The sequence below is a fragment of the Sphingomonas sp. 28-62-11 genome (assembly GCF_002278865.1).
In the GTDB taxonomy this organism is placed as follows: Bacteria; Pseudomonadota; Alphaproteobacteria; order Sphingomonadales; family Sphingomonadaceae; genus Sphingomonas.
The window spans coordinates 1-14,697 of record NZ_NCGB01000029.1 but is presented as its reverse complement, the minus strand read 5'-3'; the positions used below and the strand labels follow the sequence as shown (position 1 = coordinate 14,697).

Sequence of the window (14,697 nt, the reverse complement as noted above, 5' to 3'; positions counted from 1 at the left end):
TTGGGTGCCCGCCGCACTGCTTGCGGTGTTGGGCGCCATTTTCGGCAGCTTTATCGCGGCGTTGGTGATCCGCTGGCCGCAGGGACGATCGGTGCTGGTCGGACGCTCCCACTGCGACAGTTGCGATACGGTGCTCGGTCCGCGCGATCTGGTGCCGTTGCTGAGTGCTCTGGCCAGCGGAGGGCGGTGCCGAACCTGCGAGACGGCGATCGATCCGATCCATTGGCGCATCGAGCTCGTCGCGCTGTCGATCGGGCTGTCGGCGGGGCTGCTGATTGGTGGACCAGCGGCATTGGCTGTTGCGATATTCGGCTGGCTGTTGCTCGCGCTCGCGGCGCTCGACATCACCGATTTCTGGCTGCCCGATCGGTTGACGATCCTGTTGGCGCTGGCAGGGTTGGCGAGCGGGCTGGCGGCGATTGCGCCGCCACTCGCGGATCGGCTGATCGGTGGTGCGGCCGGGTTTGCAGGGCTGTGGGCGGTCGGTGCAGCGTACAAGGCCTATCGCGGATATGAGGGGCTGGGCGGGGGTGATCCCAAGCTGCTTGGCGCGATCGGTCTGTGGATCGGCTGGCGGCTTCTGCCGGTGGTGCTGGTCCTTGCCGGGATGGCCGGGCTCGGGGTCGTGTTGTTTTGGGTGCTTACCGGGCGCGGCGCACGGCTGGACGATCGGCTGCCATTCGGCGCGTTGCTTGCGATCGCTGCTTATCCCACGGCGCTTGCCATGCTAGTGTTTGGCGTATGAGAGCTGCTTTCTTTACCTTGCTCGCCACGGCGACAGCGGTTGCCACCACTGCGCAGACCAAGCCTGACGCGGCGCCACCAATCGTCGCCTCGCTCGACGGACTGCCGATCGGCACGATTCCGCGCCAGGAATTGCCGACGGGCAGTTGCGCCGCCTTTTTGTGGTCGCAGACCCCGGGGCATGGGCTGATCATGATGGTCACTGCCAGCCCCGCGACGGTGCGCTTTGCGCCCGGCGGTGCGGTGACCGACCTGGTCAGGGTTGCGCAAAATGGCGAGGCGCAGTTCGGCCTTGCCGCGACGACCGAATATGCCGGAGGAGACCTGCGCGTGACCGTCGACATGGAGATCGTCAAGCGCGGTGACCTGACCGATGGTGCGGCAGTCCCCACCGCGACCGTGCGCGTCGATCAGGCTGGCAAGGACAGCGTGATCGTCCCGGCGGCGGGCATCATCGGTTGCGGCTGAGGCAGCTGATCAACTGATTTCGGCGCGGCGTCGCTCAAGCCATTTGCGCTCTGCTTTACCGGGTTCAAGCGCCAGTGCTGCGTCATAGGCTTCGCACGCAGCCGCATGCAGGCCGAGCCGATAGAGCAGCCCTGCGCGCACGGCGTGATAGGGGAGGAACTGGGCCAGCCCCGGCACGTCGAGCGCATCAACCTCCTCCAGTGCTGCATCGTGGCCGGCCACTTCGCCAAGCGCGACGGCGCGGTTCAGCCGGGTAATCGCATCATCGCGCACGGTGAGCAGCGCGTCGTAAATCGTCAGGATGTTGGCCCAGGGCGGCGGCTCTAATAGGGACTCTCGGGCGCACCATTCGGCATGAATCAGCGCTGACACGACGCGAGGTGCGCGCGGGGCAATCCGGGCGGCAGCGGCGAAATAGGCGCGCCCCTCCGCGATCAAGGCGGCATCCCAGTGTGCGGGATTCTGTTCGGAGAGCGGGATCATTATGCCATTGTCGCCAACGCGTGCCGGTCTTCGGGCTTCGGCAAAGCGCACGGTCGCGGCGATGGCGAGCACCTCTGCCTCGCCCGGGATCATCCTAGCCAGGATGGCCGTGATGCCCAACATTTCGCTGGCATAATCGGCGTGGCGGCCGCTGCCGGCACCATCGGCATGGGCATGGGCATAAGCGACCTCGATCGTGCTCAACACCGCATCCAGCCGTTCTCCCCATGCCTCGGGCCCAGGAACGGCAAAGGGAATGCCGGCCACGGCAATCTTCTTCTTCGCGCGCACGAGCCGCTGCGCGAGCGTCGTCTCGCTGATCAGGAACGCCCGCGCGATTTCCTCGGTCGACAGCCCGCACACCAGCCGCAGGGTCAGCGCGGCGCGCGCTTCGGGGTGGATCGCCGGGTGGCAGCAGACGAAGATCAGCTGCAGCCGTTCATCGGGGATCAGACGGGCATCGGCCATCATCAATTCCTCTGCCGTCGGTTCGGGCTCGGGTTCGGGCAATTGGGCGGCCGACCGCGTACCCGCCCGGCGGAGCTGATCGAGTGCGATCCGTTCGGCGACGCGGAACAGCCAGCCCGCCGGATCGCGCGGCAGCTCGACCGACCAGGCGGTCACGGCGCGCGCGCACGCTTCAGCAAAGGCCTCTTCGGCAAGATCGAGGTTGCGGAACCGGGCGGCAAGTGCGGCAATGATCCGCCCGCCTGCCGCCCGAAACACCGCATCGAGGTGTGCGGTGCTCACATGCCGGGCGGTGCCATGATCGGGCGCACCTCGATCGCGCCATCGGCGGCGAGCGGCACCCTTTTGGCGATCGCAATGGCAGCGTCGAGATCGGGCGCCTCGATCATGTAGAACCCGCCAAGCTGCTCGCGCGTTTCGGCAAAGGGGCCGTCGTGGAGGGTCTGCTTGCCGCCATCGGTGCGCACCGTGGTGGCGCTGGCGACCGGTTGCAGGCCAGCACCGTTGAGCATGGCGCTGCCGATATCCGCGCTGAACGCCATATGCTTTTCGATGATCGCGCCCATCGCCGCGCCCGTACCATCGTTATAGACGGCTTCGTTTTCGTAGATCGTCAGCAGATATTTCATCGCAGCTTATCCTTCCCTTCGCGATCACCGTAGCGTGATCGTACCCGGGAGACGGATGGGCGCGAGTGGAATCGACAGGCCCGTAACAATTATTATGCGGGCATGATCCGGTAATCGATCGGCTTGAAGCTGCCGCCATTGCTGGTGGGCGCCGAACAGGCGGTGAGGCCGATGATCAGGTCCATCCGCGCGACAAAAGCGATATGGTCACCCGCCTTGCTGAGCGGCGGCAGCACGCGCAGCCGCCCTTCGGGATCGACCGGCACGTTCATGAAGCAGTTGAATGCAACCGGGATCGAATCCGGCCCGATACCAAAAGGAGCAAGCGCCTCGACCAAATTGCCGAAGCAGCCGCGGTGCCGCTCAAGATCGGGATAGAAGTGGTCGAACGTGTCCACCGAACAGGGGGTGAGCAGAAAATCATGCACGCCAACGCTGTCCCCGACGATATCGAGCATCGGTCGCGATCGGTTGGAATAAAGGCTGTGCCCTGTCGTCAGCCGGATGGTCTCGGCATAATCGAGCGTACGGCCCGACGAGATGACTTCGCGCGCATCGTCGGCATTGAAGGCCAGCAGATCGGCGACCTGCATCCCCATCGGATCGATCACCGTCAGGGTCGCGCCTTCTCTCAGCAGGAACGCAGCACCGCTTCGGACCGGGATGCGGTGATCGGTCAATGATCTGCTCCGGCATAGCTAAACGGGCACGCCCAATCACCATCCACCTGGCGCCCGCTATATTGGCGCGCCTCACTCTTCTCGCCGTGGCGGGCAAGCATCGGGTTGCGATCGCCCGCCAGTGCTTCGTCGCGGACCATGATCTTTTCGCGCAAGCCCTCATACCGGCCCTCGTCGCGCAGGCGCTCGAACTGATCGTGGAGGTTGAAGACCATCGTTGGTCGGTCGAATCGGCGCGCGGGGCGGCTCGATTGCGGATGCAGTCCCACAATGAAGAAGGCTTCGCCGCCGAAACTCAGCGAGAAATGCGGGTTTTCCGGATCGGGGCTCACCCGATCGTCATAGGATTGGCCGCGCCATACATCCTTGTCCGACAGCGATTGCACGCGCTGCCAAAGCGCTGTTTCAAATTCGGCTTCCGATAGCGTTTCTGGCCCCTCAAAGATCACCGCAAAACTTCTGAACATCGTTGGCTCGGCGCGATACTGCGCGGCAAAACGCAACAGGCCCTCATGGATGCGCAAATCGTCCCAGGCGCTGGTGATGGTATCGCAGGCGAGTACCTCTAGCGTGCCCCGGGCGAGCGCCGCCTTTGCGCCTACACAGGGAAATCCCTTGTCTTCGACATGCGCGAAGAGTTGCGCTTCCAGCGCCTGCTGGGCATCATGTTGCCACGGAAACATAGACTTAGCCCTGGGTTGATCGATTTGGAATATCGCCACACCAGACGGCTGAACCCAGCAAGTGGTTCCCGCGAAAATCGATTTATGGCGATCAGCGCGGCAGCTGCGCCTTGGGGAAGCCGTTCCACACCGCATCATAATCCGGATCAAGCGTTGCTGAGCGCAGCGCCACCTCGGTCGGCTGAAACACCCAGCGACTTTCAACCATGAAGGCCATTGTACCGTCGATTTTATGGGGCTTCAGATCGGCCTTGCTCGCCGCTTCCCAACTCGCGACATCGGGGCCGTGTCCGCTCATCTGGTTGTGGAGGGAGAGCGCGCCGGGCACGAAGCCATCGGCCTTGGCGTCATAGGCACCCGTGATCAGCCCCATCGCTTCGCTCATCACATTGCGATGAAACCAGGGCGGTCGGAACGTGTCCTCCGCCACCATCCAGCGCGGCGGGAAGATGACGAAATCGACATTGGCGGTGCCGGGGATGTCGCTGGGCGAGGTGAGCACGGTGAAGATCGACGGATCGGGATGATCGAAGCTGACGGTGTTGATGGTGTTGAACCGCGCGAGATCATAGCGGCACGGCGCGAGATTGCCGTGCCAGGCAACGACGTCCAGCGGGGAGCGCCCGAGATTGGTGGTCCACAGCTCGCCGCCGAATTTCTGGACGAGATCGAAATCGCCCTCGACATCCTCGAACCACGCAACCGGGGTTTCGAAGTCGCGGGGGTTGGCGAGGCCATTCGCGCCGATTGGGCCGAGATCAGGCAGGCGGAACGGCGCGCCGTAATTCTCGGCGACATAACCGCGCGCGCTGCCATCGGGCAACGTCACGCGGAAGCGGACTCCGCGCGGGATCAGCGCGATCTGGCCGGGGGCGATGTCGATGCGGCCCATTTCGGTCAGCAGGGTGAGGGCGCCCATTTGGGGCACGATAATCAGCTCGCCGTCACCCGATACGAAGGCGCGATCTGTCATATTGGTATCGCAGGCATAAAGGTGCACCGCGACGCCGGTCTGGCTCAGCGGGCCATCGCCCGCGACGAGCATCGTCGTCAGGCTATCGAGCCAGTCGGCGCCGGGGGTGGCTTTGATCGGTCCCCAGCGTAGCCGGTTGGGGGCGAGCGGCGCGTCGCGGCTGGCGGGCACCAAGTTCGGCGCGCCGATATAGGGCGCGAACGCCGGATGCGCCGCGGAAGGGCGTAGCCGATAGAGCCATGACCGCCGGTTCTCGGCCCGCGGCGCGGTGAAGGCAGTGCCGCTCAACTGCTCAGCATAAAGGCCGAATGCGGGCCGTTGCGGCGAGTTGCGCCCGACCGGCAGCGCGCCAGGCACGGCCTCAGTGCTGAAGTGATTGCCGAAGCCGGTCATATATCCACTGCCGTCATGCTGAACTTGTTTCAGCATCCATTTCTCCGATCACGCTTTCAGGACTTGTTGCTCGCTGGACCCTGAAACGAGTTCAGGGTGACGCTTGTTGGACTAGGCCTCTGTCGACGCCGGGATCACCCCGCGGCGCATCTGATCGAGCTCGATGCTCTCGAACAGCGCCTTGAAATTGCCCTCGCCAAAGCCGTCATTGCCCTTGCGCTGGATGATCTCGAAAAAGATCGGCCCGACCATATTTTCGGTGAAGATTTGCAGCAGCAGCCCGCCGCCCGTCTCCGGCGCGCCGTCGATCAGGATTTTGCGCTTGCGCATCTCCTCCACGTCATGGCCGTGGCCGGGCAGGCGCTTGTCGATCAGGTCGAAATAGGTGTCGATTGTGTCCTGAAAACGAATGCCGTTGGCGCGCAATGCGTCGACCGTCTTGAAGATATCGTCGGTCGCCATGGCGATGTGCTGAATGCCTTCGCCTTTGTAATCTTTGATGAATTCCTCGATCTGCGAATGCTCGTCCTGGCTTTCGTTAAGCGGAATGCGGATTTTGTCGTCGGGCGCGGTCATCGCCTTGCTGACGAGCGCGGTCGCCTTGCCTTCGATGTCGAAGAAGCGGATTTCGCGGAAGTTGAAGATGCGCTCGTAATAATCCGCCCAGTAATTCATCCGCCCGCGCATCAGATTATGCGTCAGGTGATCAAGCGTGTGGAGGCCGACGCTGTTGTCGTTGAGGGTGGCGCCGGGAACATATTCGAAATCGATGTCATAGATGGTCGTGTCGCCGCGCTGATCGACCAGATACAGGTTCGCGCCGCCAATCCCTTCGATCGCCGGAATGTTGAGCTCAGCCGGCCCGACCTTGCCTTCGACCGGCACCGCGCCGCGCTCGGTCGCGAGCTTTACGGCCTTTGCGGCGTCCGCAACACGAAACGCCATCGCATTGGCCGAGGGGCCGTGGGTGTCGCGGAAACCGGCGACTTGGCCGGCATTTTCCATGTTGAGCAGGAAATTGATGTCGCCCTGTGCATAGCGGCGAACGTTCTTCGAGCGGTGGTTGCCGACATGCGTGAAGCCCATCTTGACGAACAGGTCCGCCAGCGCCTCCGGATCGGGCGAGGTGAATTCGACGAATTCGAAGCCATTGAGGCCCATAGGGTTTTCGTGCTTGGTGGCGGGCAGGGGGGCGTTCGCGGTCGTCGTCATGGCAGGGGTCTCCGTGGCGGCAGATGGTATCAGATGAAACTATATAGCGGGTTTGGGGGTGGTGGTCTAGCTGCGCCTTTTGCTTCCTGCACTCCGACACTCCGGCCTCGTGCTGGGGCCCACAGTTCCCCGAACGATGCGGCCCGAAGACTGCTCAAAACGAACCCGATCAGAGGATGTGCTATAGCCGCTAAAATTTCCCATCCGCCCCCACACCCCCTAAACCCCACGCATGAGATCCTTCGACCGTCACGAACGCCTACTCGCCATCAGCCTCTCCGCGCTCGCGGGGTATGTTGATGCGGTGGGGTATCTCATCACCGGTGGGTTCTTCGTCTCGTTCATGAGCGGGAATTCGACGCGGCTGGGGGTCGATATTGCCGATATGTCCGCCAATGCGGGCGTTGCGGCGCTGTTGATAGGCAGCTTCGTCATCGGCGTCATCATTGCCTCGCTGATCGGGCGGGCGGCGGGGGGGGCGGCATCGGACGGTGGTGCCGGTGCTGATGGTCGTGCTGCTCGCCGCCGCGGCGGGGCTGGGCGATATGCGCGAGGACCGGCTGACCGCGATCCTGATGGCGGTCGCGATGGGGGTGGAGAATATCTTCTTCGCCACCGGCACCGATGTTCGCGTCGGGCTCACCTATATGACCGGGCGGCTGGTGAAGATCGGCCAGCAACTTGCGGCCGCGCTGACAGGCGAGGATCGCTGGGGCTGGGTGCCGCATGTGCTGCTCTGGGCCGGGCTGATGAGCGGCGGGGTGGCGGGGGCGGTCGCGTATCTGTTCATCGGGAGCGATGCGTTGTGGATTGCGGTCGCCGCAGCTGTAGTGATTGCGGTTCTTGCCAGGGGGGCGGGTGCCGTAGCGAAATCAAGCCCGGGTCTGGACTAACGATCGAAAATGTCCCTTCACGTTCCTTGTGCTCCCGCGAAGGCGGGAGCCCAGTCTGCGCCCCCGCCTTCGCAGGGACACAAGGAACGTAAGGGAACGAGCCCAGTATGACCAAGCTCAAGCTCGACGCCTTCCTGCCCTATCGTCTGTCGATCGCCTCGAACCGTGTCTCATCGGCGGTAGCGACGGCCTATCAAGCCCTGTTCGCGCTCAAGATTCCCGAATGGCGGCTGATTGCGGTGATCGCGGAAGGGCAGGCGATGACACAGCAGGCGCTGGGTGCCGCCACGCAAATGGACAAGGTAACGGTAAGCCGTGCTGCGATTGCACTTGTCGATCGCGGACTGGTGAAGCGCGCGCCCAACCCGGATGATCAGCGGTCGCATCTTTTGTCGCTCAGCAAAGCCGGGCAGGCGCTTTACGAGAGTGTGGTGCCGAAGGCGCTCGCGCTGGAGGCGGAGATTTTCGCCGGGTTTTCGGCAGACGAGTTAGCGCAGTTCGCCGAAATGCTGGCGCGGATTGAGGCGGCGGCGGCGCAGTTATCGCCCGAACAGGGTTGAAACCTGCGCCCGGGCTGGCTTAGGGCAACCACACTTCTCTCGCCCGTTCGTTTCGAGCGAAGTCGAGAAACATGCCCCGAACGCGGCGCAGGGTGTCTCGACTTCGCTCGACACGAACGGGAAGCGGAGTGACTCTCCCGCCTCCCCAGGCCCGTCATTGCCCATCTTAGGAGGAATCATGTCCGCATCCGTCGACCGCGCCGGCCTGAAGGTCGCCGCCGAGCTTACCGAATTTGTCGAAGCGCAGGTGCTGCCGGGCCTTGGCATCGCCGCCGATGGCTGGTGGCAGGGCGTGGCGGATATCTTCGCGCAGTTCGCGCCCGAGAACGCTGCAATGCTCGCCAAGCGCGAGACACTGCAGGCAGCGATCGATACGCGCTACAAGGCGGGCGAGCCGGTCGACGAGGCGTTCCTGCGCGAGATCGGCTATCTGGTGCCCGAGCCCGCACCCTTCAAGATCGGCACCGAAAATGTCGATGCCGAGATTGCGACGATGGCCGGCCCACAGCTGGTCGTGCCGATCCTCAACGCGCGCTTCGTGCTCAACGCGGCCAATGCCCGCTGGGGCAGCCTCTATGACGCGTTCTACGGCACCGATGCGCTGCCGGGCGCGGCCAAGCCGGGCGGATATGATACTGAGCGTGGGAGCCAGGTGATTGCGGCGGCGAAGGCGTTTCTCGATCAGGCGGTGCCGCTCGCATCGGGAAGCTGGGCTGATTTGGGCGATCCATCGGCCGGAATCGCGATTGCGGACCCCGCTCAATATGTCGGCAAGTCCGCCAAGGGGCGCCTTTTCCGCCACAACGGGCTGCATATCGAGGTCGTTTTTGACGGTGAGTCCGCGATCGGGCGCAGCGACCCTTCAGGGATATCCGACGTCATCCTCGAATCCGCGCTGACCACGATCTGCGACCTCGAGGATTCGATCGCTGCAGTCGACGCCGAGGACAAGGTCGCGGCGTACAGCAATTGGCTCGGCCTGATGAAGGGCGATCTGGAGGAGACGTTCGACAAGGGCGGCAAGGCCCTCACGCGCCGCCTGAACGCTGACCGGGTGTATACCGGTGCGCATGGCGACGAGATTACGCTCCCCGGTCGCTCGCTGCTGTTCGTGCGCAATGTCGGGCATCTGATGACCACGCCCGCGATCCACCTCGCCGACGGCGGCGAAGCGCCCGAGGGGATTCTGGACGCGATCATGACCTCGACGATCGCGCTCTACGATCTTCAGAACAGTGCTCCTGCGAAAGCAGGAGCCCAGAGCCCCGAGGGCATCGCCAGCAATCCTGGGCTCCTGCCTTCGCAGGAGCACAAAATCCGCAACAGCCGTACCGGCAGCGTCTATATCGTGAAACCCAAGATGCACGGGCCGGAGGAATGCGGCTTCACCAACCGGCTGTTCGACGCGGTCGAGAATTTACTCGGCCTCGCGCGCCACACCATCAAGGTCGGCGTGATGGACGAGGAGCGCCGCACCTCGGCCAATCTTGCGGCATGTATCGAGGCAGTCAAAGGCCGCATCGTCTTCATCAATACAGGCTTCCTCGATCGCACCGGCGACGAAATGCACACGGCGATGCACGGCGGCGCGATGATCCCCAAGGCGGAAATGAAGACCAGCGTCTGGATCAAAGCCTATGAGGATCGCAACGTTCGTATCGGCCTCGCGCACGGCCTGTCGGGCAAGGCGCAGATCGGCAAGGGCATGTGGGCTGCGCCCGACCGGATGGCCGACATGATGGACCAAAAGATCGGCCACCCGATGAGCGGCGCGAACACCGCCTGGGTACCATCCCCCACCGCCGCGACGCTCCACGCGATGCACTATCACGAGGTCGATGTGTTCGCCCGGCAGCGGGAGATTACCCATGAGGCGATCCCGTCGCTCGACGGCCTGCTGACGGTGCCCTTCGCCGGCGGGCGCAACTGGACCGCGGAGGAAGTCTCGCGCGAGCTCGACAACAACGCACAAGGCATCCTCGGCTATGTCGTGCGCTGGATCGACCAGGGGATTGGCTGTTCGAAAGTGCCCGACATCAACGATATCGGCTTGATGGAAGACCGCGCGACCCTGCGGATCAGTTCGCAGCACATTGCCAACTGGCTGCTCCACGGCGTGGCGACCAATGCCGATGTCGACGCCGCGTTCGAGCGGATGGCGGCCAAGGTCGATGCGCAGAACGCGGGGGATCCGCTCTACTGCCCGATGGTTGGTCGTGCGGACAGTATCGCGTTGAACGCTGCGCGCGCGCTGGTGTTCGAAGGGGTGAGCCAGCCAAGTGGCTATACCGAACCATTGCTGCATGCATACCGGGCAAAGGTGAAAGCGGCAGCGTAAGGCACAAGCGACGGTCGCGATTATCGCGACCGTCGCCGCGCACCACCTTAAACGAAGGCGATCACGCCGATCTTGTTGCCGGTGGGGTCGCGCAAGCGTGCTGCCGTCGCACCAGGAATCGGGGCCGGGGCAGGCGCGTCCTCGCTCGTGCCGCCATTGGCGAGCCCAGCGGCATACCAGGCGTCGACCTGATCCTTCGTTGCGGCCTTGAACATGATCGTGCCGCCATTGGCGTGGGTGGCAGGCTTGCCGTCCAGCGTATCGGAGATGAAGAACAGGCCAGTCGCGGGATCGCCATACATGTATGCGCTTGGCTGTTCGCGGAACTTGCCCTTGCTTGGGATGCCGATGGTGGCCAGCGTGGCATCGTAAAAGGATTTCGAGGCTTCAAGATTGGTGGCACCCACCATGACATGAAAATACATGGGAACTCCTGTCGGTTGCATTCGCGGGGTTTTATACCTATCGATAGATAGGTGCTGCTTTGTGATGCAATCGTGCTGATGCGTCAATGGCTATCTAACGATAGGTAGAATGGTTTGATGACGATAATGCCAACCGCGACCGCATCATCGATCCTCGATGCGGCGCAGCAGATGATGATGACCGTCGGTTATAACGGGCTGAGCTTTCGCGACGTTGCTGCGACCGTGGGCATCAAGAGCGCGAGCGTGCATTATCATTACCCCACCAAAGGGCAGCTGGGGGCGGCCGTGGCGCGGCGCTACACTGATCGATTGGTTACTCATCTGGCCGCGATTGATCAGTCTCTGGCCGATCCTCGCGAGGCCCTCGCCGCCTATGTCGCCGCGATTCGGACGACGTTGGAATCGGACGGCAAGATGTGCCTGTGCGGGATGCTGGCGGCGGAAATCGATGCCGTTCCGCCCGAGGTAAAGGCCGAGGTTCGGCGCTTTGTCGATCTTAATGTCGACTGGATTGCCGACATTATTGCGCGTGCAACTGGCGGTGATCCGTCCTGCGACTCCGTTCGGGATCACGCGATGGCGTTGTTTGCCGCTCTGGAAGGCGCGATGATGATTGCCCGTGGTTCAGGCGATTTCGCTCGTTTTGATGCGATGACGGCACAGTTGGGCCGCTCTGGCCTTTGGCCGCGATAAGCAAGGTAACACCACCAAACCCATCCCCTTTGCGTTGCAAATCAAAATCGAATATCGGGTATGGGCACAGGAGATGCCGAAATGGATCATGTCGATGTTATCGTAGTCGGAGCCGGTATTTCGGGTATTGGCGCAGGCTATCATCTGCAGCATAAATCGCCCGATCGCAGTTACATGATCCTCGAAGGCCGCGCCGATATGGGCGGCACCTGGGACCTGTTTCGCTATCCCGGCATCCGTTCCGATTCCGATATGTACACGCTCGGCTATTCGTTCGAGCCCTGGACCGAGGCCAAGGCGATCGCCGATGGCCCGAATATCCTCGCCTATGTGAAGCGCACCGCCGCCAAATATGGCATCGACAAGCATATCCGCTTCAATCATCACGTGAAAAGCGCCGCGTGGTCGACCGAAGAGGCGCGCTGGACGGTCACGGCTGTCACCGATGGGCACGAGGTGCAGTATAGCTGCAATTTCCTCTTCATGTGCTCGGGCTATTACAATTACGCCAAGGGCCATATGCCCGATTTCCCTGGTGTCGAAGCGTTTGCCGGGCAAATCATCCACCCGCAATTCTGGCCCGAAAATCTCGATTACGCAGGGAAGGAGGTCGTCGTCATCGGATCCGGCGCGACCGCGGTAACGATTGTGCCCGAAATGGCTAAGACCGCCGCGCACGTCACGATGCTCCAGCGATCGCCCACCTATGTCGTGTCGCGCCCGGCCGAGGATGCGATTGCCAATCGGCTGCGCGCGCTGCTGCCGTCGAAGCTCGCTTATGGGATCACGCGGTGGAAGAATGTGCTGTTCGGCATGTATTTCTTCCGTGTCGCGCGCACGCGGCCGGCCATCGTCAAGGAACGGATCATCGGCATGGTCCGCGAACAGCTTGGCCCCGATTACGATGTCGCCACCCATTTCACGCCCCGCTACAATCCGTGGGACCAGCGGCTGTGCCTGGTGCCTGACGCCGATCTGTTCGAATCGATTAAGGCAGGCAAATCATCGGTCGTGACGGATAGGATCGATCATTTCGATGCATCCGGAATCGTAATGGAATCAGGCGATCGAATCGACGCAGATATTGTCGTCACTGCCACGGGCCTTGAGCTTCAATTGCTCAGCGATGTTGCGTTTACCGTTGATGGTGAGTTGCGCGACCTTTCAAAGACCTTCAACTACAAGGGCATGATGTATAGCGACATGCCTAATCTTGCATCGTCGTTCGGCTACACCAACGCATCATGGACCCTGAAGGCCGATTTGACGTGCGGTTATGTCACGCGACTGCTCAACACGATGAAGAAGCGCGGGATGCGCCAGGTGACGCCGCGGATTGAAAGCGACCTTGAGGCGATGCCGTTCCTCGATTTCAGCTCGGGGTACGTCACGCGGGCGATGGAGCGCTTCCCGAAACAGGGCAACAAGCAGCCATGGCAAGTGCATCAGAATTACGCGAAGGACATCATGATGCTGCGCTTCGGTTCGGTCGATGACGAGATGGAATTCTCGAATCCCGTATCAACGCAGGCTGATAGGCTTGCGGCTCGCCAACCGGTGACCGCCTGATCGATTTGCGGTAGGCAGTTTCATGCCTACACTCCCCCCAACTGCCGATCTCGCCGAACGGGCGCTGCCCATTCTCGATCGGTTGATCGCGTTCGATACGACATCGCGCGATTCCAACCTGGCGCTGATCGTCTATGTCGAGCAGTTGCTGGGGGCGCTTGGCGTGGCGTCAACGCGCGTGAGCAATGCGGCTGGCACCAAGGCCAATCTCTATGCCACGCTGGGGCCGGCGGTGCCGGGCGGTGTGGTGCTATCGGGGCATACCGATGTCGTGCCGGTCGATGGCCAGGCATGGACCAGCAATCCCTTCGTATTGACCCAGCGCGGCGATCGGCTGTTCGGGCGCGGGACGTGCGACATGAAGGCGTTCATCGCCCTGGCGCTCGCCGCTGCGCCTGACATCGTCGCAGCACAGCTTACGCGACCGGTACATCTCGCTCTGTCTTATGATGAGGAGGTTGGCTGTCTGGGCGCGCCAGACATGATCCGCGAATTGGTGCGCGATTTGCCTTCGCCGCTTGCCGTGATTGTCGGTGAGCCCACCAACATGGAGGTGGTGAGCGGCCACAAGGGAATTTCGAGCTGGATCGTCACGGTGAAGGGGCATGAGGCCCATTCGAGCCTGACCCATCTGGGTGTTTCGGCCAATATGGTCGCGGTGCGCCTGATGCAGGCGCTCGCTGATCTTGCCGACATGCTTGAGCGCGACGCTGATCCCCATTCGGGGTTCGATCCGCCGCACAGCACGCTTACAATCGGTCAAATTCATGGCGGCACGGCGGTGAACATTCTGGCGGGCGAATGCACTTTCGTATTCGATCTAAGGACGCCGCCGGGTGATGATCCAGAGGCGATCATCGCGCCGTTTCTGGCGATGGCTGCGCGCGAGGATGCAGCCATCAAGGCGCGCTTTCCCGGTACTGGTGTGGCCGTTGTGCGCCGATCCAAAACGCCGTGTCTGGTGCCCGATCTCGATAGCCCCGCCGAGCGACTGGCGCGCCGCCTTGCGGGGGACAATGGGCCCGCACGGATGGTGCCGTACGCAGCCGAAGCGGGGCAGTTTCAACAGGCGGGATTTTCGACGATCATCTGTGGGCCCGGCTCGATCGAGCAGGCGCATCAACCGGACGAATATCTTGAAATCGCGCAATTCGAGCGCGGCGCAACGTTCATGCAGCGCTTGGTCGAGGCTTTACGCTAGCCGCTCAATTTACATGAATTACAGAAATCAAGGACGTTGGCGAACCAACATTGTCCCGATTCGGGATGGGAATCGATTGCCGATCAATGCGGTGCGGTTAGGCGAGGGGATGGGGAAAGGTATCGACCCGACGCTCGGCTAAAATTGTGCTTACACAATGGTTTATTCGGTTGTCGGGCCGATGCAGGATTTACCAGGGCTTGATTTCTTCCTGGTGGAAGAACGAGAAAATAAACTCGAACATTGTTAGTCTCCCAGACTGCGTCCACGATGGACGCGGTT

At 62.3% G+C, this 14,697-nt stretch carries 15 protein-coding genes and 1 pseudogene; 9 read left to right on the top strand and 7 right to left on the bottom strand.

All coding sequences use genetic code 11. The features are described from left to right. Nucleotides 1-4: 4 nt before the first annotated feature. Both B7Y49_RS11005 and B7Y49_RS11000 read left to right on the top strand, forming a co-directional pair. Nucleotides 5-745: an A24 family peptidase gene (locus B7Y49_RS11005; RefSeq protein WP_374127639.1), complete on the top strand. Its 741-nt coding sequence runs from the start codon at nucleotides 5-7 to the stop codon at nucleotides 743-745. Next, nucleotides 742-1,212, top strand: coding sequence for a hypothetical protein (locus B7Y49_RS11000; RefSeq protein ID WP_374127638.1), 471 nt, complete (start codon nucleotides 742-744; stop codon nucleotides 1,210-1,212). Before B7Y49_RS11005 ends, B7Y49_RS11000 begins: the two co-directional genes overlap by 4 nt. A gap of 9 nt (nucleotides 1,213-1,221) precedes the next feature. Here B7Y49_RS11000 and B7Y49_RS10995 read toward each other — a convergent pair whose 3' ends face one another. The 6 genes from B7Y49_RS10995 to hppD form a co-directional block, all read right to left on the bottom strand. Beyond that, a complete protein-coding gene (locus B7Y49_RS10995; protein ID WP_374127637.1) occupies nucleotides 1,222-2,445 on the bottom strand; it encodes an RNA polymerase sigma factor in 1,224 nt (407 codons plus the stop codon). Beyond that, on the bottom strand, nucleotides 2,442-2,792 hold the full coding sequence (locus B7Y49_RS10990; protein ID WP_374127636.1) for a YciI family protein: 351 nt from the start codon (nucleotides 2,790-2,792) through the stop codon (nucleotides 2,442-2,444). The genes B7Y49_RS10995 and B7Y49_RS10990 overlap by 4 nt, the downstream gene beginning before the upstream one ends. 92 nt (nucleotides 2,793-2,884) lie before the next feature. Next, on the bottom strand, nucleotides 2,885-3,472 hold the full coding sequence (locus B7Y49_RS10985; RefSeq protein WP_374127635.1) for a DUF1989 domain-containing protein: 588 nt from the start codon (nucleotides 3,470-3,472) through the stop codon (nucleotides 2,885-2,887). After that, nucleotides 3,469-4,155, bottom strand: coding sequence for a guanitoxin biosynthesis heme-dependent pre-guanitoxin N-hydroxylase GntA (gntA, locus tag B7Y49_RS10980; protein WP_374127634.1), 687 nt, complete (start codon nucleotides 4,153-4,155; stop codon nucleotides 3,469-3,471). The genes B7Y49_RS10985 and gntA overlap by 4 nt, the downstream gene beginning before the upstream one ends. Before the next feature lie 91 nt (nucleotides 4,156-4,246). Beyond that, nucleotides 4,247-5,557 carry a homogentisate 1,2-dioxygenase gene (gene hmgA / locus B7Y49_RS10975; protein ID WP_374127633.1) on the bottom strand — a complete coding sequence of 437 codons (1,311 nt, stop codon included), beginning with the start codon at nucleotides 5,555-5,557 and terminating at the stop codon, nucleotides 4,247-4,249. Nucleotides 5,558-5,632: 75 nt separating this feature from the next. Continuing rightward, entirely contained in the window at nucleotides 5,633-6,733 is a 1,101-nt protein-coding gene (hppD, locus tag B7Y49_RS10970) for a 4-hydroxyphenylpyruvate dioxygenase family protein (protein WP_374127632.1), read from the bottom strand. A gap of 232 nt (nucleotides 6,734-6,965) precedes the next feature. On the opposite strand from hppD, the pseudogene B7Y49_RS10965 reads away from it, so the two are divergent. The 4 genes and pseudogenes from B7Y49_RS10965 to B7Y49_RS10950 form a co-directional block, all read left to right on the top strand. Next, nucleotides 6,966-7,145, top strand: a pseudogene (locus B7Y49_RS10965) (DUF1275 family protein); the annotation flags it as partial. Nucleotides 7,146-7,227: 82 nt separating this feature from the next. Further along, entirely contained in the window at nucleotides 7,228-7,626 is a 399-nt protein-coding gene (locus tag B7Y49_RS10960; RefSeq protein WP_374127631.1) for a DUF1275 family protein, read from the top strand. Nucleotides 7,627-7,733: 107 nt separating this feature from the next. After that, the gene (locus tag B7Y49_RS10955; protein WP_374127630.1) at nucleotides 7,734-8,186 is read left to right on the top strand and encodes a MarR family winged helix-turn-helix transcriptional regulator; all 453 of its coding nucleotides are present in this window, start codon (nucleotides 7,734-7,736) and stop codon (nucleotides 8,184-8,186) included. Nucleotides 8,187-8,364: 178 nt separating this feature from the next. Further along, nucleotides 8,365-10,524: a malate synthase G gene (locus B7Y49_RS10950; protein ID WP_374127629.1), complete on the top strand. Its 2,160-nt coding sequence runs from the start codon at nucleotides 8,365-8,367 to the stop codon at nucleotides 10,522-10,524. Nucleotides 10,525-10,571: 47 nt separating this feature from the next. Here B7Y49_RS10950 and B7Y49_RS10945 read toward each other — a convergent pair whose 3' ends face one another. Further along, nucleotides 10,572-10,949, bottom strand: coding sequence for a VOC family protein (locus B7Y49_RS10945; protein ID WP_374127628.1), 378 nt, complete (start codon nucleotides 10,947-10,949; stop codon nucleotides 10,572-10,574). A gap of 117 nt (nucleotides 10,950-11,066) precedes the next feature. Between B7Y49_RS10945 and B7Y49_RS10940 the strand changes: the two genes are divergently transcribed. From B7Y49_RS10940 to argE, 3 genes are all read left to right on the top strand, one after another. Then, complete coding sequence (locus B7Y49_RS10940; RefSeq protein WP_374127627.1) at nucleotides 11,067-11,645, top strand: TetR/AcrR family transcriptional regulator; 579 nt, start codon at nucleotides 11,067-11,069, stop codon at nucleotides 11,643-11,645. Nucleotides 11,646-11,726: 81 nt separating this feature from the next. Beyond that, complete coding sequence (locus B7Y49_RS10935; RefSeq protein ID WP_374127626.1) at nucleotides 11,727-13,214, top strand: flavin-containing monooxygenase; 1,488 nt, start codon at nucleotides 11,727-11,729, stop codon at nucleotides 13,212-13,214. Nucleotides 13,215-13,236: 22 nt separating this feature from the next. Next, nucleotides 13,237-14,415 (top strand): acetylornithine deacetylase, encoded by a 1,179-nt coding sequence (gene argE, locus B7Y49_RS10930; protein ID WP_374127625.1) that lies wholly within the window; start codon nucleotides 13,237-13,239, stop codon nucleotides 14,413-14,415. Nucleotides 14,416-14,697 lie beyond the last annotated feature (282 nt).